Here is a 22,300-nt window from a genome sequence, read left to right on the forward strand (position 1 = left end):
CAGGCACTCTCCCACCCCACCTGAGCCGCCTCAAACGCACACACGACGGGTTATTCTCACCCGCATCTTGAGACTTATTAGGATGGGAACACCTCATGACTCACCTGACAGACTCGACATCCCGCATACAGGAACGAAGCTACAGCATCATTCTTGAAACCTTCGAGCGGCGGCTGCGCCTGGGCGAACTGCGTGTCGGTGATAAGCTGCCTTCCGAGCGTGCGCTGGCCGAAAAACACGGAATTTCTCGGCCCTCAGTGCGCGAGGCTCTGCGTATTCTCAACGCGCTGGGGCTGATTCGCTCCAGTAGCGGATCGGGACCGAAATCGGGCGCTATCGTTATCTCGGAGCCCTCCGATACCCTCAGCTGGGCACTGCGCATGCACATCGCAACCCGCAACCTGCCGGTCAAAGATGTGGTCTCTACACGTTTACTTTTGGAAGGACCGGCTGCACGTGCCGCCGCAAACGCCCCCGACTCCCTCGAACGCGATCTGGCGCTGGAGAACGCCCGCGAGCATCTGCGTGAGATGGATCTTCCGCAGGTCTCGAACGAGCGTTTCCATTTCTGCGATACCCGCTTTCACTACGAACTTTCAAAGCTGGGCGGAAACATTGTGCTCGATACCGTGATCGATTCACTGCACATGGCGACTATCAGCTACGTGCAGGAGGCGGTGCCGCTGCTGCGCGATTGGGATTCCGTCAAGCAAACGCTTCAAGACCAGCACCGGGGCATTTACGAGGCGATCTCCACCCGTGACGAGGACGCCGCCTATGAGCGGGTGTGCGAGCACATCAAATGGTTCTATTCGCTCTCAGACCGCGCCCGCGATCAGCAGCGGGAACGGCAGGCCCAGGTGATAGATGCGGATGCGCTGCCGCATCAGGTGGTGCTGCACGAGGAGCATCTGGCGTAGAAGCTCTCTCATATGCATTAGGCACAAAACGGGAACGTTTTCTATCCCTTCGCTACGTTGTGCCCTATCAGCTCCACTGCTTGGAGAAGATAAGGCATAGGTGTGGCTGGGGATTCGGCTAACTCGTTCGGCATAGGGTTGTAGTTCCCCGTAAGATGTGCGTTCCCGCATGCTTTTTCGTACTCCTCAAAAGGAAAATCTTGAGGAATAGTTTTCTCATCTTTCTCCGAGACTCCCGATAGCTGATGATAGTGCCGTTGCGCATCTTTCTGGCAGGGTGCCTAGTCTATAACGCCCTTGAGACTGTTATCTCTTCAACAATGGCAAAATAGCTGGCATCATGATTCGCAGCAGATAAACCAAACAGCTTCAAAGGAGCCTGGAGCCGATCGCTGCACCTTCACATATAGAGACATATAGAGATGGGTCACAGATCAGCCAATGATGGAGTGACTGGCTTGCTATTATCCCATAGGTCATCCCGAAATTGTTGCTTCCAATCCCGCTGGTTAGAGTACTTACGGGGATCAATCGACTTACCTTCCTCATCCAGTTCGTACTGTATAAAAAGAATTCGGGCGTTCTCATCAAGCAAATTCTTAGGAATGGTTACTTTAAGACCCTTCAATGCGGCAATAAATGTGAGCATATATTCAAGCTCATCATGGTTCACCGCTCCACTCGTGATAAAAGCCTCTCGGTACTCAAGGTACCGTTTCAAGTCTTGAGGGCCGTCGAGAATACTCACCGCAAAAATCAAAGAATGCAACGGAATGACTGCGTGTTGTACTGGGGCATCTTCCTTGATCAGACTCTCGGACTGCCAGAGCATTCCACCGTAGCTGGAAAACGTTATTGCAAACCCAATTGCTTCACTGGCTTTGCATGGATTTATCCCGCCAGGTCTCCATCCCTCATACCAATGGGTTATCCGCGTTTCAAGCTGAGAAACAGCTTTGTTCAGCACTACCGTTTCAAAAGAGACACCAACACTTAAGTTATTTCTCGAAAGCCGGTTGGCCTTGCATTCGCCAATAAAAGCAATATCGTCCGAACACCCGAATATGTCTATTTCATCCTTGCACTTCCTGCTTTTTGGGGAAAGAAGATCTATAGAGGACTTCCATGCGACTTCGCGAGGCCCCCATTTGCGAAGCATAGATGCTGTAACGTCTTCAAATACCTGGCCTTCTTTATCACGTGGACTCTCTTTCATTGCAAATCTAAAGAGCACGTCGTCGCGATGATCTAGCCAAGCCGATCGATTCAAAACCCAGGTAGTGTCCTCAATGTGGACGAAGGGGGTAGTTGTTGGCTCTTCTCCGAGCAGTGCTTCTTCCACGCTTGCTTCACTTAACGCTGTAGGTCGTCTTGCGGTGAGTGCACGGATCAGCCCTTCCGGAATGTCTTTTAGTAAAGTCGCACTATATGGTTCCTCTATAGCCGTTTTCTTGTCACTATAAGCAGACCAAAGTGAGCTGACAGCCTCGTGGATATTTTTAGCTGCGACCTCCATTGGTTTTGATCCGATCAGATTAGATACGGTAGGAAGGTTGTTGTCTACCCATTGCCCTATTGACGCTGAGATCTCATCCACAATCCACATCATTCGAGTTTCAGGCTCAACCAGTCGACTTATTTCAAGTTGACTGGGGAGGAAAGATGCGAGGCACTCAGTGTCGTCCAGATCAGCAAAGGTAGCGATGTGAAGCTTGATTAGATATGCGGCAACCCATCGAACGTACTTGTTGAAGGCTATGAGAGCACCATACCGGCTGTTATCCGTGCCATTGCCATAAACACCGATCAGCCATGCTCCTCGGGATAGCGAAAATATCTCTCCGCCCTTTGGCAACATATAATCATACAAACAGTCATGACGTTCTCCATAAAGAAGTTGGATGGCTGCTTTTGGACTAACTTTCTGCAGCGCTCCACACAATTCAGAGAGGCTTTGCTTGGCGGCCGCTTCAGCACGCGACGCTGCATCAGCTGCGCTCTGCCTATCCTTTCGGTTAACCGATTTTCTGTATAGCTCGAATGCTTCTTTCGTCTCTTTTGGCGCAAACCGGATATGAGGAGCATCAACGCTTGCGGGAATACTCTCTCCGAATTCCTCGTCTAAAGTGTTACTTGTATTGAGCATGACCCTCCCCTTCTTTTTACACCAGTGACCCGCATTTGCACCACGCTAACAAAAATATAGGGTGTTTTGGGAAAATTTTTCCCTAAAACACCAGAATTTACTCCTGAGTGCATAATATTCTAGGTAAAAAGAGCAACGCTGCATGAGGAGCATCTGGCGTAGAAAATTTCCGCGAGTAGATAATATTTTGACGAGCAGATAGCAACCCGTTATCTGCTCGTCAAAATATTATCTGCTCGCGCATTTAGTCTATCTAGAACTTCGTGCCGGTCAGCCTCTCGTAGGCTTCAACATAGCGGGCGCGGGTCTTCTCGACCACATCCTCGGGCAGATGAGGCACGTTATCCGAACCGTCCCAGCCCGATTCCGGCGAGCGCAGCCAGTCGCGCACAAACTGCTTATCAAAGCTCGGCTGAGACTTTCCGGGTTCGTACTCACTCGCATCCCAGAATCGTGAGGAGTCGGGGGTAAGCAATTCATCGCCGAGGGTAATTTCGCCGCGGTAAGAGTCGGTTCCGAATTCGACTTTGGTGTCTGCCAAGATAATGCCCTGCTCGCGGGCGATTTTTTCGGCGGTGCTGTAGAGTTCGAGTGAGAGTTCTTCTAGGCGGTTACCGATTGCGTGCCCTACTTCGGCGTAGAGTTCTTCGCGGGTTACCGGTTCATCGTGCTGGCCTACTTCGGCTTTGCCGGTTGGGGTAAAAATTGGGGTTTCGAGGCGTGACCCGTCCACAAGCCCCGCAGGGAGTTCGATGCCTGCTATGCTTCCGGTGTCGCGGTAACTTGCAAGCCCCGAGCCCGTCAGATAGCCGCGCACAATGCACTCGACCGGAAACATATTGAGCGATTTGCATATCATGGCTCGCCCTGCGACTGATTCGGGCACATCGGTTGAAATCACATGGTTTGGGATATGCGAAAGTTGTTGAAACCACCACAGCGACATTTGGGTGAGGATTTTGCCTTTATCGGGGATTTCGGTGGGAAGAATTTTATCGAAGGCACTAATGCGGTCAGAGGCGACAACCATGACGGAGCCTGCGCGGATTTCAGCATCGTCACTGACGGTTAGCCCGGCAGCGTCATAGCGGCTTTCTTCGGGAACGTAAAGGTCGCGTACTTTACCGGAGTAGACGTGCGTCCACCCCGGAATCATGGGTGGGTTGTTGCGGGAATTCATGGGGAGTTCTCCTGTGGGGCGAATGTGCGCGGCGTGTTTACCTATTCTTTACCTTACCGGACAATGCCCGCATCCCGCGATATGTGAATCCGAATGCGGCCGCAACGCCGTATTCTCGGGGTTGGCTGTTAAGTTCTGTTACTTGGAACCCGGCTGGAATACACCGCGAGCAGGTTGCTTCTGGTCGAGCAGGTAGAAAAATCCCACCACCTGCTCGACCAAAAACCACCTGCTCACGCGAATAGAGAATAGCGGTTAGTTGCGGAGTTCGGGTACGGTAATCGCCCCCTGCACCGCTTTGAGGGCAATATCGGTGCGATATTGTGCGCCTTCCCAAGTAATAGCATGTACCCCTTCGTAGGCGGCATCACGAGCCTGGGCGAGGGTATCACCCAGGGCCACAACGGCGAGCACGCGACCGCCCGCTGTCACAATCTCTTCGCCCGCGACAGCAGTTCCGGCATGCACCACATGCACATTGGGCATAGCGGATGCGCTCTCAAGCCCCGCAATCGCATCGCCCTTACGCGGGGTTCCCGGGTAGTTTTCTGCCGCCATGACCACGTCTACGGCAGTGCGGGGGTCCCATTCCAGGCGGGTGTCTTCGGCGATCTCGCCGCGGGATGCCGCAAGGAGCAGCTGCCCGAGCGGGGTGCGCAGGCGTGCCAGCACCGCCTGGGTTTCGGGGTCGCCAAAGCGAGCGTTGAATTCGATGACGCGCACGCCGCGGCTGGTAACGGCGAGCCCGCAGAAGAGTACACCTACGAACGGGGTGCCGCGTTCTGCCATGCGCGTGATGGTGGGGCGGGCGATCTTTTCGATCACTTCGTCCACAAATCCTGCAGGCAGCCAGTCAAGTGGGGTGTAGGCGCCCATCCCGCCGGTGTTTGGGCCTTCATCGTTGTCAAAGATGCGCTTGAAATCCTGCGCCGGAGACAGCGGGAGCACGTTCTTTCCGTCGCTGATGACGAAGAGCGACACCTCGGGACCGTCCAAGAATTCTTCGATCACCACGGAACCGCCAGCGGCAAAGCAGGCGTTCGCATGCTCTAAGGCAGCGTCCCGGTTCTCGGTGACAACCACGCCCTTACCCGCGGCGAGCCCGTCGTCTTTCACCACATAGGGGGCGCCGAATTCGTCAAGGGCTTGCGCCGCTTCGGCCTCGGTCGTGGCGACGAAGGCGCGGGCGGTCGGCACGTTTGCCTCCTCCATCACCTGCTTGGCGAATGCCTTGGAGCCCTCAAGCTGTGCCGCAGCCGCAGAGGGCCCGAAGACCGCGAAGCCTGCCTCGCGCAGGGCATCAGAAACACCGGCGACTAGAGGTGCCTCAGGGCCAATAACCACCAGGTCTGCGGCGAGCTCGCGGGCGAGCGCAACGGCCTGCTCGGGGTTATTGGCGTCGATGGAGTGTACCGGAACATCCTGAGCGATGCCCGCGTTGCCGGGTGCGCTGTGAACTTCGGTCACCTGTGGATCGCGCGCAAGCGCACGGATAATTGCGTGTTCGCGGCCGCCGGGGCCCAGTACCAAAACCTTCATGTACATAAGGGTACCGTGTCGAATGTTACCCGGGCGGGGTTTGTAACACCCCATGACTGTGCTTTACCCAGTGACCCTCTGCCCCCATAACGTTTTTACCGTGTAACGTTTTGCCCGCCGAATAGTGTTTTGAACCGTTCAGCTGTTTTCCACGTTTTGTGGTTTTCCCTGTGTCCGTGAGTTAGCCGCCCCAAGAGGCGCGATAGCGGACCTCACCCACAAACGCCTCATATGCTTTCTGCTCTGCGGGAGGGAAGATGAAAATATAGGTTTTCTCACGGCCTTTAACGCGTGCCTGGATTTTCAGTGCCGGTCCGTAGACTTTTCCCGATTTTGGCGCGTGTAGCATCCGTAACCGCGGTGCTCATGTACGTCTTCTACTTCCCACAAATTATCGGCAATATCAACGGCCATAAGGGCGACTGGATTCAGCCACTCGTTGCAGGCATTAACTGCACGCTGTGGGTAGCATACGGTTTGTGGCGCGAGAAGAAAGACTGGCCCATTGTGATTGCGAATGCGCCCGGCATTATTTTTGGCGGTACGGCAGCCATCACCGCGCTCATGTGATTTTATCCGCTAGAATTTCTATTTTTAGCACTATTATTGTGGGTATATGACTTCTCCTCAGCTTTCCCTCACAGATGCCGAACTCGTATTTCAGACTCGTAACGACCTGATCGAGACAACCCACCACGGTATTGTGGTGGTGCTCTCCCCCGAAGGCACCACCGATCTTGCCCTCGGAGACATGAGCCAGCCATTCTTTGCCCGCTCGGCACTCAAGCCACTGCAGGCTATCGGCACGCTCAAATCGGGGGCGCCGCTGCGTGGCGCGCAGGTAGCGATCGCGTGCGGGTCGCATCAGGGAACGTTCGAGCAGATGCGCGCGGTTCAAGACATGCTTCAGGGCGCCGGTGTTGATGCGACCGCCCTGCTCTGCCCTACCGCCTACCCAGCTGATGCGCACGCGCACGAACAGATGGTACGCGCGGATTTGGCGAAGACTCCGCTTGCGCATCCGTGTTCGGGTAAGCATGCCGGGTTTCTGTGGGCGTGTGCCGCGCAGCTGGACCGCTCGGTTGTAGACCCGGATTCGCGCCAGTGGACGATGAAGGATTACTGCGACCCTGAGCATCCGCTGCAGCGCATGATTGCTGAGGAGATCGCGAGTTTTACGGGCGAGCCTGTGGGCACATCGGGCATTGACGGATGCGGCGCCCCCGTCGCAGCGGTCTCAGCTCTGGGTCTGGCGCGTGCCTATTCGACGCTCGGCACGGCGATTCGCAATATGGATGCGGATGCGCGCGCCTCAACCGTAGCGACTGCGATGGTCGACTACCCCGAGCTGATCCAGGCCCCCGGCATGCCCGATACGGTGTTGAGTGAGCAGCTGGATGCGGTCGTCAAGAGCGGCGCCGCCGGTGTACTGTGCGTGGGTCTGCGTTCTGGCGCGTCTGTGGTCGTGAAGATTTCCGACGGCGCAACCCGTGCCGCTTACCCGGTGGCGCTGTGGGCTCTGGAAGCTACGGGGCATCTGCCTTCCGAGCAGGTGCAGCAGCTTCTTCCGCAGGTGACTCGCCCCGTGATCGGCGGCGTGCAGGATAATGCACCCCGCGAGGTTGGAGGCTGGGTGCCCGGCGCGGACCTGGAGCCGCTGGTGGGTGAGAGCGCGTGAGTGTGCGCCGTCGAATTTCGGAGGCTGACGGCGCGGCCGCCTTTGCACAGGTTAGACAGGTTTTTGATACTGTGCTTTCCGGAGAAAAACCGCTTATTAGTGCGGAAAATCGGACCGAAATAGAACAAGTATTCGCTCGCCTGCCGCGCGGTGTGCGCGCTACCGCTGTGCGGTACGCCCTTGAAGAGCTCGCCACGCTCGCCCCCGGCAACAGCGTGGAGGTTCGGGTTCCGCCGTACGGGGTTACCCAGTGTATTGCCGGGCCTCGCCATACCCGCGGCACTCCGCCGAGCGTAGTCGAAACGAGCGGGTTCATCTGGTGTGCGCTGGCTGCCGGTGCCTTGGCTTGGGACGATGCGAGCGCATCCGGACTGCTGACCGCCAGCGGCGAACGCAGCAATCTATCCCGCTACTTCCCGTTGTTCTAGGCGCCGAGCTACCTGACAACGGCACCTCAAGTCTTATCGCGCACGCCCTAGAGCAGACAACATTCCTTCAGCCACGTTGTCCGCACCCCGCCGTCACCAAGAATCATTAGGCAGGATTCACCCCAAAAGATAGACTTGAAGACATGAGTAGCGCACACACACCTTCTAATTCCCACTCTGATTCTTCGGAGCCAGCTTCCCCCACGCCCGAAGCTGAAGCATCCCCTGAAGCCGAGGTTGAGTACTCACAGGTGCGGGTTCGCCGTGCCCCGTCGGTGGTAGCTTTCATGATGCTGGGGCTCATCATCGGACTTATTGCGGCGTTTATTTCTGTGATCCTGGGTCCAGGAGATCCGTCATATTCTGAAACATCGGTGTTCGGCGTTATCGCGGTTATTTACGGTGCCGTCGGCGTAGCATTGGGTGCCCTCGTGGCCCTGTGGCTTGACCGCCGATCCCTCAAAAAGTCCGTAACGGCGCGAGTTGAGCCAGAGTCCAAAGAAGAGGATGAATAGAAGCGAGCGGCGCATCCTAAAACGCTTGGCGCAGCCAAACGTGACATATTCATCACCCCTGCGGGCGTTAAATTTCGTAGCGTACACCACAGAGTGGCGTGAAAGAGGGTAGACTAGACATGTCTGTGTACTCCCCCGAGGGTACAGCTGCTCAGCGGCTCACACACCCGCACGCAGACAAGACTTTCCCGCAGTCCCAACGTCGAAAAGATGTGAATTGATTCGTCCTGACGGAAAACTCACTCACGATCTCGATCCGATAGACCACGGACCCAAGGACGCCTGCGGCGTATTTGGTGTCTGGGCTCCCGGTGAGGACGTGGCAAAACTAACCTACTACGGCCTGTATGCACTGCAACATCGCGGGCAGGAATCCGCCGGTATCGCAACGAGCAACGGCAAGCGCATCCACGTGTATAAAGACATGGGGCTGGTGTCCCAGGTTTTTGATGAGGCCACGCTCAGCTCTATGCCGGGCGAACACGCTATCGGACATGCACGCTACTCCACGACCGGCGCATCCCATTGGGCGAACGCTCAGCCGACCCTGGGCACCACCCCGCACGGCACGCTTTGCCTGGCGCATAACGGCAACCTGACGAACTCGGCTGATCTTTACGATAAGCTGCTTCAGAAGAACGGCGGCAAGCCCCCGGCGTTTGGTGAGCTGGCTCAGGGTAATACGACCGATACCGCGTTGGTAACCGCGCTTTTGGCCGAGCATGATTTTGATTCTCTAGAAGAAGCCGTTCTCGATCTGCTTCCCACCCTGCGAGGCGCATTCTGCCTCACGTTCATGGATGAACAGACTCTCTATGCGGCGCGTGACCCGCAGGGCGTTCGCCCGTTGGTGCTGGGACGTTTGGAGCGGGGCTGGGTGGTTGCCTCCGAGACTGCGGCGCTCGATATTGTGGGTGCATCTTTTGTGCGCGAGGTTGAACCCGGCGAACTTATTACGATCGACGAAAATGGCTTGCGTTCACACCGTTTTGCCGAGGCAAAACCCGCCGGATGCGTCTTCGAGTACGTCTATCTGGCTCGCCCGGATACTACGATTGCGGGGCGCTCTGTCTACGAATCCCGCGTGGAAATGGGGCGCCAACTCGCCCGTGAACACCAGGTCGAAGCCGATTTGGTGATGCCCACGCCAGAATCCGGTGTTCCTGCGGCCATCGGCTACGCCGAGCAGTCCGGCATTCCTTACGGTAACGGCCTGGTCAAGAACGCCTATGTGGGGCGTACCTTCATTCAGCCTTCGCAGACTATTCGCCAGCTGGGTATTCGACTCAAGCTGAACCCGCTCAAATCCGTGGTTGCAGGCAAGCGTCTGATTGTCATTGACGATTCAATCGTGCGCGGCAACACTCAACGAGCCCTAGTACGCATGCTTCGTGAGGCCGGGGCGAAAGAGGTTCACGTGCGCATTTCTTCCCCACCCGTGAAATGGCCCTGTTTCTACGGTATCGACTTCGCCTCACGCGCAGAGCTGATCGCGAACGGTCTTTCGGTGGACGAAATTTGCGCTTCTCTCGGTGCCGATTCGCTTGGTTTTATTTCGGAAGACGGCATGATGGCGGCGACCGAGCAGCCCGCGAAAAGCATGTGCACGGCGTGCTTCACCGGCAAGTACCCGATTGAGCTCCCCTCGGAGGAGCGCCGCGGCAAGTCGCTCTTTGACGCCGAAGAAGGCAAAGGTGGACCGCTCGCCGGCAAGGCGGCGGAGGTAACCGTTGAGCGCCCGGTACCAAGCAAGCCCGAGCATGCGGAGGCTGTCTCCATTGAAACCCGCACGGGTACCGATACCTTGGAGAACAAGTTCGATACCGCCGCGCTTCCGGTGGTTCAGGCGCAGGCTGGCTCTGGCGCATCCGCACCCGTCGAGTCTGTTCAGGAAGCTCAACAACCGGCATCGGGCATGTGCAACCCCGGTCCCGATGCCGATCTTGAAGCGTTTTTGACCGAGGAAGACTTGGTTCCCGCACACGTTAATTCACGCCCTATAACCCCGAAGGACTAATACACCCATGAGCGAAAACAGCACCTCTGTAACCTATGCAAGCGCTGGCGTTGATGTTGAGGCGGGCGACCGCGCCGTCGAGTTGATGAAGGATGCGGTGAAGGCAACTCACAACGCTTCGGTAATTGGCGGTGTGGGCGGTTTTGCCGGGCTGTATGACCTCTCGGCCTTGTCCTCATATCGCAAGCCCTATTTGGCGACCTCTACGGATGGTGTGGGCACGAAGGTTGCTATCGCGCAGGCACTCGATATTCATGACACGATTGGCTACGACCTAGTGGGTATGGTCGTGGACGATATTGTGGTGTGCGGCGCGAAGCCCCTTTTCATGACCGATTATATTGCTACGGGTAAGGTCGTTCCCGAGCGTATCGCCGATATTGTGCGGGGTATTGCCGGGGCTTGCAAGGTTGCCGGTACCGCGCTGGTGGGCGGCGAGACGGCGGAGCATCCGGGGCTTTTGGCTGAACATGAGTACGATGTTGCCGGTGCCGCAACCGGTCTGGTGGAGGCCGATGAGCTGCTCGGTCCAGACCGCGTGCGCGAGGGCGATGTGCTGATCGGTATGGCATCTTCGGGTATTCACTCGAACGGGTACTCGCTGGTGCGTAAGGTGATCGATGTGGCAGGCTGGGGCTTGGATCGTCAGGTGGACGAGCTCGGCCGTACTTTGGGCGAAGAGCTTTTAGAGCCTACTCGCGTGTATGCGGCGGATTGTCTGGATTTGGCGGCTGCGTTCCCGGTTAATGGCGCCGACGGGCAGACCGGTCACGGTATTCGCGGGTTCTCGCATGTGACCGGAGGCGGTCTCGCCGCTAATCTGGCGCGTGTTTTGCCGCAGGGCTTGGAAGGCCGTGTGGATCGTTCAACCTGGCAGATTCCGGCGATTTTCTCGCTTATCGGTTCGCTCGGTCAAGTTCCGCTCGCCGATTTGGAGCGCACCCTGAACCTGGGTGTGGGCATGATTGCGATTGTTGATCCTGCGGTGGCGGATGCTGCAGTAAGTCGCCTGAATGAGCGCGGTATTTCGTCCTGGATTATGGGGGATGTAGTGAAGGCTGGCAACCCCGAGTTGAATAACCCTGACTATGTGCAGGGTGCCAAGGGTGTTGATGGAGGCGCGGTGCGGCTTTACGGCAGTTACGCGGTCTAGCCTGCGCTCTGACAGGGTTTTACGCTGTAGCACCTTGCCCTATATCTATAAAACGCGAGCGGATGATTTTTAACGAATCATCTGCTCGCGTTTTGTGTGCTGTTACGGCGATCTTATAAGGCAATAGTGCTAATTTTGCGCAAGCTTTAAATCTTTACTCAATACTTGGTGAGCTATCATCCATGCTTGCGGAAAACTTTAAAGTATTTCAAGACCCTAAACCTCGCACATCAGATAGTGTGATGTATATTAAATACACTATTATTCTCCCCAAAAGAATAAATTAGACCTCGATTTCACCGTGCAAAATCAAGGATTTCACCAATATTTTAATAGTAAAACTTTATGGGTAAATATATTTTTAGTGCGAAATGTACAAAAATATTTTGAGTTGAAATACTTTCAAGATGCACTTTTTCAAAACGCCCTATATTCTATTTTTTGATGACGAGTTCAATCACACATTCGCCATCACATATATTCACTCACACATAACTGAACATAGGACATTTCATGTCACTCATCGAACACCCTACGGTGAAGCGGACCCGCATGGCGGCGCTGAGCGTAGCGGGTATCGCATCCCTGATGGTAGGGCTCTGCGCACCGTCCGCTCACGCCGCACCCGCATCACCGGTATCAACGAAGACCGGAATTCCTGCATCCTCACAGACTGAGGATATTCTGACTGCAACCTCGGTGCAGCAGCAGGAACAGGGCTATGACCGCTTTATCATCAACTATGCCGATCAGGCCAAGAACGACCTCAATATCTCGGGACTGGAATCTGGCGAATACTCCGAGTTTGTGCCGGAACTCTATCAGGGCATCGAGAAGAGCGTAAATTCGCTTGATGAGCTCCTCGGCGTTAAAACCACCTATGTGCGTGATACCGCGCAGAATGATTCGGTGGTCTCTCTATCGAAGCCACTGAATGCGCAGCAGGCAAAGCAGTATATGCAGACGCTCGCCGAGAATCCGCAGGTGGACTCGGTCGAGCCGGATCTCAAACGCCAGCCCACCGGTAGCCTCCCCGGCTCGGACAAGGTCGATTTCAACGATCCTAAGATGTCACGCCTGTGGGGTTTCACCACCATCAAAGCCGACTATGCACTGAAGCACGCGGGGGATCACCAGGTGACCGTTGCCGTGATCGATACCGGCGTTACCAAGCATTCAGACCTAAACGAGAATGTGCTGCCCGGCTACGATTTCGTTTCGGATGCTTCCGCTGCGCGCGATGGCAACGGACGCGATAACAACCCCCAGGATGAAGGCGACTGGACCACTGAAGGGCAGTGCGGCTCTGGGGCAAAAGCCACCAATTCAACCTGGCACGGCACCCATGTTGCGGGGACTATAGCGGCCGTCGGCAACAACAACATCGGTATTGCCGGGGTAGCCCCGAAGGCCAAGATCGTGCCGGTGCGCGTTCTGGGTGCCTGCGGCGGCTACGATTCAGACATTATCGATGGGATGATCTGGGCATCCGGTGGGTCCGTGAGGGGTGTACCCGCGAACCAGCACCCCGCCCAGGTTATCAATATGTCTCTAGGTGGTGCAGGGAAATGCTCGCGCACCTACAACCGTGCTATCGAGTCCGTGAATAAGCGCGGCAGCATCATTGTAACCTCCGCCGGAAACTCAAATCAGAATGCTTCGGTTCAAATTCCCGGCAGCTGTGACGGCGTGATTAACGTGGGCGCAAGCACTCCTGAAAATTCACGTGCACGCTACTCTAACTACGGCTCGACCGTTGCCGTCAGCGCCCCCGGCGGCGATTTTAGGCAGTCGGGTGTGGGCGTTCTTTCGCTGGTGAATAAAGGCAAGACTGTTCCCGAGAAGGAAGATTACGCTGAATATGAGGGTACCTCGATGGCGGCTCCTCACGTTGCGGGCGCGATTGCCATCATGCGGTCAAAATACCCGAACCTGAGCTACGAGAAGGCTCTGGATATTCTGAAATCCACCGCTAACCCGATCACCTGCGATCGTGACTATTGCGGCGCCGGCATTATAGATGCGGCTAAGGCGATGGATAAGGTCGATGAGCTCGTGGAATCAGAGAAGCAGCCGAGCCCTGCACCGACTCAGCCTGCTCCGTCCGAACCTTCTAAGCCTGAGCCTGCTCCGTCCGACAGCTCTACTCCGGCACCGGCTGAAACCTCAAAGCCCACGCCTGCGCCCACACCTACCCCAACGCCTGCGCCGAGCAAGCCTGTACGCCCGATTGCGCCCCCTCCGTCGAAGCCGCTGCCCACGCTGCCTCCATATGAGGAACAGCTGCCGGTTCTGCCGATCAAGCCCAAACCTTCACCGAAGCCTACCAAGCCCGCACCGGTTGAGACTCCTAAGCCGAGCCCGGCTCCCGTAAAAACCAAGAAACCCACGCCCGCGCCTTCGGAGTCTTATAAGCCAGCGCCTCCTTCATGGTGGTACTGGTACGATTACCCGGGTCAAGGCTACTACTCCCCCAGCCCCTGGTACGATCCCTGGTCGGGATACGGTGCATGGAACCGCTGGGATTACGGATACGGTTCTTGGGGCGGTTGGGGATACCACCGCGGACACCGTGGAAGCTGGCACAACACCTCGTGGATGCACCGTTCAGGGCATCCGTGGTGGGCATCGTACTCCTACGGCTGGGGTAACAGCTACCGCGGCTACGGCTACTATAACGTAGGCTACCGCTACTAAAAGCCCTTGGAATATAAACTTTGACTAGGCTATATGCCCGTTGGGAAATATTTCCCAACGGGCATATGTGTATTTTCACAGCTCAAGGATTTTACCCGATTCGCCGTACCCATAAATTCGCATCATGTTACGAAGAATGCGTGGCAAGCTCGCGTGAGCGCTCGTTTTGCTCCGTAGTCTGCGGAGGCGGTGCTGGCAGGAAAACCCACCGACGCTGTACCGCGAAACTGAGGGGAATCAAGGTCAGCTCGGTCAGGATCTTCGCCACGATGAGCATGACCCCGAGAGCGGTGAGAACCTCCATCAGCATTGACTAGCTGGTTGTTGAAGACCATCACCGAGGATCCGCCGCCGTCCAGGTTATAGGCGCTTACGCATCCGAGTTCCTTGAACATATAGGCAAATTCGGGCATGGTAACTCCGCGCGAATAACCGTCGGAACGCCCATCGACCACGATAAATACGAGGTGGTTCTGACCGAGCACGCCCACGCCGGTACGCGGCTGGTTGCCTTGGATGGAGTGGTTGCCGAAGTTGGTATCGACCTCAACCTGGTCGATGCCGCTGACAACCTCTGAGTCCCGCACGAGTGCTGGCCCGAAGGAAAGCGTATTCCAGACACCTTCGTTGAGGAGCTGCTGCGCGTTCGTGCCGGTTTCGTCGTAGAGTTTGACGGAGCCGTCTTGATAGAACGCGAGCCCTTCACGGGCGCCGGAATCGCGGTATGCCACACCGTTGCGAATGACGATGCCGGTGTCACGGAACCCGTAGTAGTCGCCGTTAATCGCCCAGATGCCGTTGTGCTGCGCGGCGATATTGGAGGGCGTATCGATAATGTTTTGCCCGAATTTGTTGTTGGCGAAGGCTCCGCGCAGCAGGGTCATGGCGTTGAGTTTGATCTCTGCGGCAAAGGAAACGACCGCGTTGTTGCCGCTTCCTTCGGTGGATTTGGTAATGGTGATAGAGCCTTCGCTGGCGCTCAGACCATCAGAGGTGATCTTAACGTTGGTGAGTTCGCTGGGGCTTGAGGCACCGTCAGATGATGAATTATTATTCTTTGCTTGTTGTGATTTTTCATAGGCTACGGTGTCGTCAATCTGCGTATGCTCGGCAAGATAACGATTATATGCCCAGCCAGCACCAACACCCGCGACGGCAAGGGTACCGAGGCCGCCTCCTAAGAGAACGCGCCTAGTTACTTTCTTTTTCTTGGGTTTCTGGGATGTTTCAGAAGCCTCTTCGACCTGTTCGGCCGGCAGTGTTGCAGTAGTATTTTCGTTCTTCATGATTCTAGAATGCGTGGCATTTCTCGTTTTAAAACATGAAGAAGCTATGTTTTAGCTATGTATGAGTATTCATTTCCGGGGGTTGTCTCACCATGCGCATATACTCCACACAGCTTGATGCTTTAGATGCCAGACCGTCTTCGTCCGATTTCTATTTCGCGGGTTATCGTGCATCGGGCGACTTAAATAACCGCAAAATGCACAATAACCCTCAAAATAGACCTGCCGCCTCTGCGTGATACGCGCTTACGCACCGGTGAGGTTATCGAGGTGCCGCTTTGTGACGGAGTCGAAAAGATCAAGACTCTGTGCGGAGCGTGCTATCAGCTGCGCGCCCTGCACCGTGCAGAATAAGGACTCCGCCTCTGCCTGCGCGTGCTCGGGATCGTACCCGGCATGCTCAAAACGCTCGGCGAGCCAGCGAATATTCTTAGCCTGAAAGTCTGCGGTGTTAATCTCGGCAGGCTCACGGTTTTCAGCTTGGGCGCGCAGGGGCACGAACGTTGCGTTGATATGCGTTCCCCGTTTCGCCGTCTTCTTTTCCTCTTCAGCATCATAAGCGGATGCGCTCTGCTCCAGGGATTCCAGCGCCAACATTGAGCAAAGGCAGAGTTTATAGCCCTGTTCCAGGTTCGCACGGTAGGGCCTCATATAGGCTTCTAGTTCTTCGCGGAGGCTGTGTGCCGCATCCACACCCTGGCGCAGCGTCTCAAAAAAGTCTGTGCTGTACTTTTCGAAGGCTGCACGCACGAGATCGGATTTCACAGGGAAATAGTAGTGAATGCTGGGTTTTTTGATGTTCATTTTGCGCGCTATATCTGCGTAGCTAAAAGCGTTGACGCCGTTCCTTTGGATATAGTCGGTGGCTATGCGCACAATATCATCTTTAGTTCCCATCATTCTCTCCTTATGTGATCGTTAAAATCCCCTCGACCGTTGGAGCGGGGGCTGCGATGCGAATTCGCCTTGTCATCACTGCGGTAACCGAGGACAATTCCCGCGAGTGCGATTTCATTGGCGGGAATATCCAGGTGGGCACGGACCTTATTCGGGTATTGTACATTTTCGTAGGTGACACTATCGTATCCATACCGCAGGATGCCCGCCAGCATCAGCAGATGCGCAAACAAGCCAACATGAAAACCCGTAGGCCGCTCAAGCACGCCCGCAGAGTATATAAAAAACCGGCCCAAGCCACCCTGCAGGGTGCTTAAGCCGGTTCACGTATGAGCGTAACGCTAGGGCTCTACCGCTACACCTCATCATCATATTTGGCATATTTCTCCGCGTATGCCGAGTAATCATCCTCATCATCATAGCGACGAGAAGATGATTCGGAGGATTTAGTGTTCTTAGCGTTGAGCTCGCGCTCAAGTGCACTGTAGTCGGTCTCAGGGCTGAAGTACTTCATCTCCCGAGCCTGCCGTGTTGCCTTAGCCTTCTGACGGCCGCGCCCCATGGCGTGACCCCCTCTTTCCTCATGTCCGCAGCCACCACACCCAAGGCGCGCATAACCCACGGATCGCTCTCTAGTCTTTCCTATGTTCTAGGGTACCTTGTTTTACCCCTCAATGTCTTGTTGATTGACAGATTCATGCTCAGAAAATCTGTCGAATCTTCAGTTTCTTCGCCTGAACTCCGGCGAATTATGCATAAGGTTTGGGCTCCACCTCGCGCATCATACGCTGATGTGGAGCCCAAACCTTTGTAGGAGCCTTCTATAAGAGCCGCGCGTAGCAACCCATCTCTACAAGCCCGAGACTCAAAGATTTTATCCCCAAGTCCTGGGAACAACCCGCACTAGCTGGCTGTAAAGCTACCTAGCTCGGTCGCACCGGATGCCAACGACGTTGCGTTGGAGTCCACAGCCGATGTTGTAGTGTACGCCGTGTAACTCTGACCCTTGACGATCGATGAGCTAGAGACGAGAACCAACTGCACATTCGACTTGGTGACTTTATAGTTAGCCACCACCTTACCAGATGAATCCGCTACTTGAACCGTGGATCCTTGCTCAAATCCGGAACTATTGGTCAGTTTCAGGTAGCCGCTCGTCGAGTTGGTGGAGGGAGCCTCGAACATATCTGCCGTGCTGCCGCTGAGAACCGTGGCACCGTTGAGGAGCAAGTCGCCGTTGGTATCCAGCGCAGCGTTACCGCCTTGGCTGGGACCGTTCACTATCAGCGTTCCTCCAGAAAGAGTTGTGACACCGTTCGAATCAATGCCATCGCCCTCAGCATTGACGGTAACGTGACCGCCGCTCACGTTGATTGCAGCATCGATAACCTCAAAGGTTCCGCCGCCACCACCACCGGGCATACCACCCTGCGGGGGCTGGCCCATCCCCTGCTGGCCGGTACCTGTAGTTCCGTTCTGAGACTTGCCGTCCTGGGCGTTACCGCCGGGCATTGCCGGAGGCTGTCCCATGTTCTGGTTGCCTTGGTTCTGAGTGTTGTTCTGCTGCTGAGCAGTGCCTGAAGCTCCGTTCTGAGACGTGCCGTCCTGCGAGGTTCCAGACATCGCAGGAGGCTGTCCCATCCCCTGCTGTTGTTGATTGGAGGTTCCGCTCTGCTGTCCGCCCGGAATGCTGCCCTGCTGCTGGTTGTTCTGCTGCTGATTGGCAGTATCAGAGGTGTTCGCGGATGAATCCGTGCTCTCAGAATCGCTTGTCTTCAGCGAGGCATTCATGCCGTCATCCGCACTCGTGACGTTTACATCGCCACCAGAGACATTAATGTACTGTGCCTCAATGCCTTCATCGGACTGTTCAACCGTCAGGGAGCCCCCGGAAATTTCGACGACCCGAGAGGCTTTGAAACCGTCATCGCCCGCATTCACAGTCACGGTACCGTTGCTCAGGCGGGTCCAGCCCTGCCCCTCGTCGGTGTCGTTAGTGGATTTGATACCGTCCTGCTGCGCGGTCACGTTAATAGTGCCGCCTAGGATATCCACATAATCCTTGCCCTTGATGCCGGTGTTCGCCGCATTGACCTCAAGAGTGCCGCTGGCAATCACAAGGCCGTCACTCGTGTGAATGCCGTCTTCGTGGTTGCCGTTCACCTTCAGGGTGCCTTCACCCGCGATCGTCAGGTCGGCTTTGGAGTAGACCACGGCATCCGGATCATCTTCCCCCGTTGCGGTGTAGTCTGCGCCGTCGCTTATCGTATTGGTGGTGCCGGATGCGCTGTAAAGAATAACCTCGTCAGCGTTTACCACGTTCAGCGCGGTACCGCTGGAATTCGTGATGTTTGCGTTATCGAGAACGAGCCGAACCGCATCGCTGTCAGCGGTTTCGACCTTGATCTGCCCCTGGTATTCGCCGGAGAGTTTGTACGTGCCAGCCTTCGTGATGGTCAAGGTGCCGTCTTCAACCGTAACGCCGTCCGTTGCGGTGGGGTTTGACAGGTCAATCGCGGTTTCGGAGGAAGTGTCCCAGCTGAGATCCTGTTCCGAATAGTGAGTGTCGACGTCGAGTTTTTCGCCGCTTTTTACGTTGGTCGAGAATGACGAGCTGCTGGCGGCAGTGTTGGTGGCGGTTGCCGAGGATGTTGTCGCAGTCGTACCGACTGAGCTATCTGCCACCGTCGTGCCGGAGGCAAGGGCGTTGCTTGTAGTTGAACATCCGGTGAGTGCAAGCGTCGCGAGCAAAGTTACCGAGGTTGCCGAAGTCAGTATTTTTTTATTCATGGGGAAAGAATCACTTTCTATCTACACTGTTTGAGCAGTTTGTGAGTATTTTCAGGGTTTACATCCGAATTCTACGGGGTAACGGGTACCTGCCGCATCAAATTCACGGGTTCCTGCAGGCTCCTGATGTATGTGTCGTGTGATAGAAGTTGGATTTTCTGATGCATATTTGTGGCGTGCACCGCCACCCGCGCCGGAGTTTTGTGTGATGGTTTTATCCTGCGCAGGCTAAAGGTTGGAATAGGATTCTCTCCTCTCGTTATGTTTTACAGATCAGGGGTTGATGCCGTGAAAGTTCCACGTTCAACGGCACCAGGTGCAAGGGTGGTGGTCTTCGGATCCACCAGCGTGGGTGCTAGGTAAAGAGTGTATTCTTGACCCTTCACGATAGAGGGATTCGAGAAAAATACTTGTTTAACACCCGGAGTAATCACCCGGTAGTTTGCAACGACTTGTCCGGCAGAATCTACTGCCTGAACAGACTGCCCTTGTGGGAAAGTATCGTTATCTGCAATTCGCAGATACCCATTTGTGGAGTCGTCGATCGGGCGCTTGAAAAGCTCTACACCACCGCCGCCAAATGAGATCCTGGCGTCGTTACTTACAGTAATGTCACCATTTGGATCAATAGGGTCATTGGCATCGTCTTGAGGACCGTTGATTAGCAACTCGCCTCCTGTGTAGAACTCGTGTCCGTTAGAGTCCATGCCGTCAGCACCCACGTTGAGGGTTACATTTCCACCGGTCATGTTGATCACGGTATCAATAACCTCTGTGGTATCGCGGGCACCACCCAAGGGTACGGGGCTGGCATCCGGCTGGTCGCTGTCTTCCTTCTGATCCTCATACTCTTGATCATTAGGCAGCTGGTCCTTGAGCGAGGCATTCACACCGTCGTTATTGCTGTTGATGCGCGTATCGCCGCCATGAATATTGACGTATTGCCCTTCAAGCCCTTCTTCAGACCCTTCGATGGTGAGCTTCCCGTCCAGAATCTCAAGGGTGCGCAGCGCCTTGATGCCGTCGTCACCAGCACGAAGAACAGTGTCACCGCCAGCCACGCGTGCCCATCCAAGGCCTTGTTTTTCGGTGTTGGTGGCTTTAATCGCGTCTTTTGCGGCTTCAATACGCAGGGTCCCGCCCTGAATATCCACGTAGTCCTTGCCTTTAAGCCCGGTCTTCGAAGAATTAACGTTGAGGGCACCGCCGGCAACAACCAGTCCTTTGGTGGTGTGCACCGTCTCATCAAATTTGCCGGCGACATTCAGCGTTCCATCGCCCGCAAAGGTTAGGTTAGCGGTTGAATAGATCGTAGAATCTGCCTCTTTTTTGCCCTGGACTGCATACTCGGGACCATCGCTGAGGTTATTGGTGCTGCCCCGAGACGTGTAGATGACGGCTTCGTCGGCAGAGGCAACGTTAATAGCAGGTCCGATCTCATTCGTGATATTAACGCCGTCAAGAATGAGCTGAACTTTATCTGTCTTAGGGGCTTGAACCTTCACTTGCCCCGTATAGTCGCCAGACATACGGTAGGTTCCCCCCTTCGTAATCGTAATCGTTCCGTTTTGTTCGCTGACCCCATCGGTTGTGGTGGGATCTGCCAGATTGAGCGGAAGAACAGCATCCTGGTTCCAGGTCACGTCTTCTTGCGTAAAGTGAGTTTGTGCGTCGATCTTTTCACCATTTTTGGTGTTCGAGGTGTATACGCCAGATTTAAGCTCCTTCCCCTGTTCCTGTGCAGTCACAGTGGCTTTGGAGTTATCAGGGGTCCCGCTAATCGCGCATCCAGCAAGTGCCAGCGATGCCGCAAAGGCGCATGTAAGAACAGATGTAAACCGGTTTTTAAACATCTCGAACGGGGTTCCTCGTCTGTAGGGATTAAGTATCTCGGTAAAGATTGCCTCAACCATCCTACGCGAGAGGGTGGGGTTTCCAGAATGCCCTAACACGGTGAGCCTCTGGAACACCCCACCCTATTCTTGTGCCGCGTTCTAAGACGTTACCCGCTCAGGGTCTAGTTCTAAGCGGCTGGTTCAAGCTGCATCCAATGTTGAATCGTGCGCTTCCACTTGTTCGCCGGCAGCTGAGGATTCAGCGCAGCCATACCCGTAGCAAACTTAGAAATTTTGACGGGTCGGATGCCCGCGCGCCACAGATACTTATCAGCGATTGAAGGTGCACTGCCAGATTTCGTTTCGATAATCACCGTACCGGGTGCAGTATATTCGGTACCGACCTGATACTTGGTTGGTCCTTCACTGCCGTCTGCGGTGTACACGAGCGCGCTTTCTGAAAGCGGAGTCCAAGTGAGCGAGGTATCAATCGTGAGACGAGAATCTACCGGATTCTGCTCGGACTGGGGCAGATATACAGTCGTACGACGGTACCCGGTACGAACAACCGGCTCCAGGTCATCTACAGACGCATCCGTCAGCTGTTCAAGCGCGGTAGCTACATATTCCTTGCCTTCTGCAGTGAGCATGTCACGGTTTTCGATAGAGTACGGAATACGTTCCTTGACCGTGAATTCACGAGCCCCTTCAGTCTTGACTTCCAAGAAGCTCAGGTCAGAATCCAGATAGCTGCGAGTACGTACCTTGAACCGGTTACGGCTGCCGATGGCGGAAGCCTTATAGCTCACCAGGTCAGGGGTGTCGAAGTATACAGAGTCATAGGCGAATTCACGCTGACCGTCGATTTCTAGGACGGCCGCCTCGTCGGCGGGAAGTTCAGCTAGGATAGATGCCGCATAATCTGCGTCCACAATGTATTTGCGGTCCACACGGGTCTGCATAGCGGCTTTTTCGTTGAGTTCATCGAGGCTGATGCTCTGCCAATAGGTTGGCACGATAGACATGGTACTTTCCTCTCGGTGCCCGCTTCGGTGAGAAGACGGAGTATTATCTACCGCAGGGGTGTGCGTAGATTCCAAAGTCTGTGCGGCGCCACCCTGAAACGGGGTGTACGGCTGAGGTGCTTGGGGACTCATGGTAGGTCCTTTCAACGTGTGAGTTTTTAGGTGTAGTTTTAGGCGATATCTACGAGATAAAG

General features: G+C 55.3%; 18 protein-coding genes. 9 read left to right on the forward strand and 9 right to left on the reverse strand.

Annotation, left to right across the window (positions count from 1 at the left end; all coding sequences use genetic code 11):
* The first annotated feature begins 95 nt into the window (after positions 1-95).
* A complete protein-coding gene (locus HMPREF2756_RS01460; protein WP_070617460.1) occupies positions 96-920 on the forward strand; it encodes a FadR/GntR family transcriptional regulator in 825 nt (274 codons plus the stop codon).
* Positions 921-1,347: 427 nt separating this feature from the next.
* On the opposite strand, the gene HMPREF2756_RS01465 is transcribed toward HMPREF2756_RS01460, so the two are convergent.
* The 3 genes from HMPREF2756_RS01465 to purD form a co-directional block, all read right to left on the reverse strand.
* Positions 1,348-3,066, reverse strand: coding sequence for a hypothetical protein (locus tag HMPREF2756_RS01465; RefSeq protein ID WP_070617463.1), 1,719 nt, complete (start codon positions 3,064-3,066; stop codon positions 1,348-1,350).
* A 253-nt stretch (positions 3,067-3,319) separates the two neighbouring features.
* Positions 3,320-4,246: a phosphoribosylaminoimidazolesuccinocarboxamide synthase gene (locus HMPREF2756_RS01470; protein WP_070535451.1), complete on the reverse strand. Its 927-nt coding sequence runs from the start codon at positions 4,244-4,246 to the stop codon at positions 3,320-3,322.
* 255 nt (positions 4,247-4,501) lie between these two features.
* A complete protein-coding gene (gene purD, locus HMPREF2756_RS01475; protein WP_070617799.1) occupies positions 4,502-5,785 on the reverse strand; it encodes a phosphoribosylamine--glycine ligase in 1,284 nt (427 codons plus the stop codon).
* 366 nt (positions 5,786-6,151) lie between these two features.
* Here purD and HMPREF2756_RS01480 point away from each other — a divergent pair, with 366 nt between their 5' ends.
* The 7 genes from HMPREF2756_RS01480 to HMPREF2756_RS01510 all read left to right on the forward strand — a co-directional run bounded on the left by HMPREF2756_RS01480 (position 6,152) and on the right by HMPREF2756_RS01510 (position 14,273).
* Positions 6,152-6,355 (forward strand): PQ-loop repeat-containing protein, encoded by a 204-nt coding sequence (locus HMPREF2756_RS01480; RefSeq protein WP_048777974.1) that lies wholly within the window; start codon positions 6,152-6,154, stop codon positions 6,353-6,355.
* A 46-nt stretch (positions 6,356-6,401) separates the two neighbouring features.
* The gene (locus HMPREF2756_RS01485; protein ID WP_070617469.1) at positions 6,402-7,463 is read left to right on the forward strand and encodes an asparaginase; all 1,062 of its coding nucleotides are present in this window, start codon (positions 6,402-6,404) and stop codon (positions 7,461-7,463) included.
* A complete protein-coding gene (locus HMPREF2756_RS01490) occupies positions 7,460-7,891 on the forward strand; it encodes a sterol carrier family protein (RefSeq protein WP_070617472.1) in 432 nt (143 codons plus the stop codon). Before HMPREF2756_RS01485 ends, HMPREF2756_RS01490 begins: the two co-directional genes overlap by 4 nt.
* 143 nt (positions 7,892-8,034) lie before the next feature.
* Positions 8,035-8,406, forward strand: coding sequence for a hypothetical protein (locus HMPREF2756_RS01495; RefSeq protein ID WP_070617475.1), 372 nt, complete (start codon positions 8,035-8,037; stop codon positions 8,404-8,406).
* Positions 8,407-8,623: 217 nt separating this feature from the next.
* Entirely contained in the window at positions 8,624-10,423 is a 1,800-nt protein-coding gene (purF, locus tag HMPREF2756_RS01500) for an amidophosphoribosyltransferase (protein ID WP_070617478.1), read from the forward strand.
* A 7-nt stretch (positions 10,424-10,430) separates the two neighbouring features.
* Positions 10,431-11,576: a phosphoribosylformylglycinamidine cyclo-ligase gene (gene purM, locus HMPREF2756_RS01505; RefSeq protein ID WP_070617481.1), complete on the forward strand. Its 1,146-nt coding sequence runs from the start codon at positions 10,431-10,433 to the stop codon at positions 11,574-11,576.
* 513 nt (positions 11,577-12,089) lie between these two features.
* Complete coding sequence (locus HMPREF2756_RS01510; protein ID WP_246825788.1) at positions 12,090-14,273, forward strand: S8 family peptidase; 2,184 nt, start codon at positions 12,090-12,092, stop codon at positions 14,271-14,273.
* A 122-nt stretch (positions 14,274-14,395) separates the two neighbouring features.
* Here HMPREF2756_RS01510 and HMPREF2756_RS01515 read toward each other — a convergent pair whose 3' ends face one another.
* Positions 14,396-15,559: a phosphodiester glycosidase family protein gene (locus HMPREF2756_RS01515; protein WP_246825789.1), complete on the reverse strand. Its 1,164-nt coding sequence runs from the start codon at positions 15,557-15,559 to the stop codon at positions 14,396-14,398.
* 246 nt (positions 15,560-15,805) lie between these two features.
* Entirely contained in the window at positions 15,806-16,456 is a 651-nt protein-coding gene (locus HMPREF2756_RS01520) for a TetR/AcrR family transcriptional regulator (RefSeq protein ID WP_246825790.1), read from the reverse strand.
* Positions 16,457-16,512: 56 nt separating this feature from the next.
* Here HMPREF2756_RS01520 and HMPREF2756_RS11100 point away from each other — a divergent pair, with 56 nt between their 5' ends.
* The gene (locus HMPREF2756_RS11100; RefSeq protein WP_037231264.1) at positions 16,513-16,773 is read left to right on the forward strand and encodes a hypothetical protein; all 261 of its coding nucleotides are present in this window, start codon (positions 16,513-16,515) and stop codon (positions 16,771-16,773) included.
* A 38-nt stretch (positions 16,774-16,811) separates the two neighbouring features.
* Here the strand turns inward: HMPREF2756_RS11100 and HMPREF2756_RS01530 are convergent, their stop codons facing one another.
* The 4 genes from HMPREF2756_RS01530 to HMPREF2756_RS01545 form a co-directional block, all read right to left on the reverse strand.
* Positions 16,812-17,018 (reverse strand): DUF3073 domain-containing protein, encoded by a 207-nt coding sequence (locus tag HMPREF2756_RS01530; protein ID WP_013397806.1) that lies wholly within the window; start codon positions 17,016-17,018, stop codon positions 16,812-16,814.
* Positions 17,019-17,359: 341 nt separating this feature from the next.
* Positions 17,360-19,246, reverse strand: coding sequence for a carbohydrate-binding domain-containing protein (locus HMPREF2756_RS01535; protein ID WP_070617486.1), 1,887 nt, complete (start codon positions 19,244-19,246; stop codon positions 17,360-17,362).
* Positions 19,247-19,512: 266 nt separating this feature from the next.
* Positions 19,513-21,099, reverse strand: coding sequence for a carbohydrate-binding domain-containing protein (locus HMPREF2756_RS01540; protein ID WP_070617489.1), 1,587 nt, complete (start codon positions 21,097-21,099; stop codon positions 19,513-19,515).
* A 170-nt stretch (positions 21,100-21,269) separates the two neighbouring features.
* On the reverse strand, positions 21,270-22,106 hold the full coding sequence (locus HMPREF2756_RS01545; protein WP_013397809.1) for a polyphosphate polymerase domain-containing protein: 837 nt from the start codon (positions 22,104-22,106) through the stop codon (positions 21,270-21,272).
* Positions 22,107-22,300 lie beyond the last annotated feature (194 nt).

The sequence above is a fragment of the Rothia sp. HMSC067H10 genome, from assembly GCF_001810635.1.
Lineage (GTDB): Bacteria > Actinomycetota > Actinomycetes > Actinomycetales > Micrococcaceae > Rothia > Rothia dentocariosa.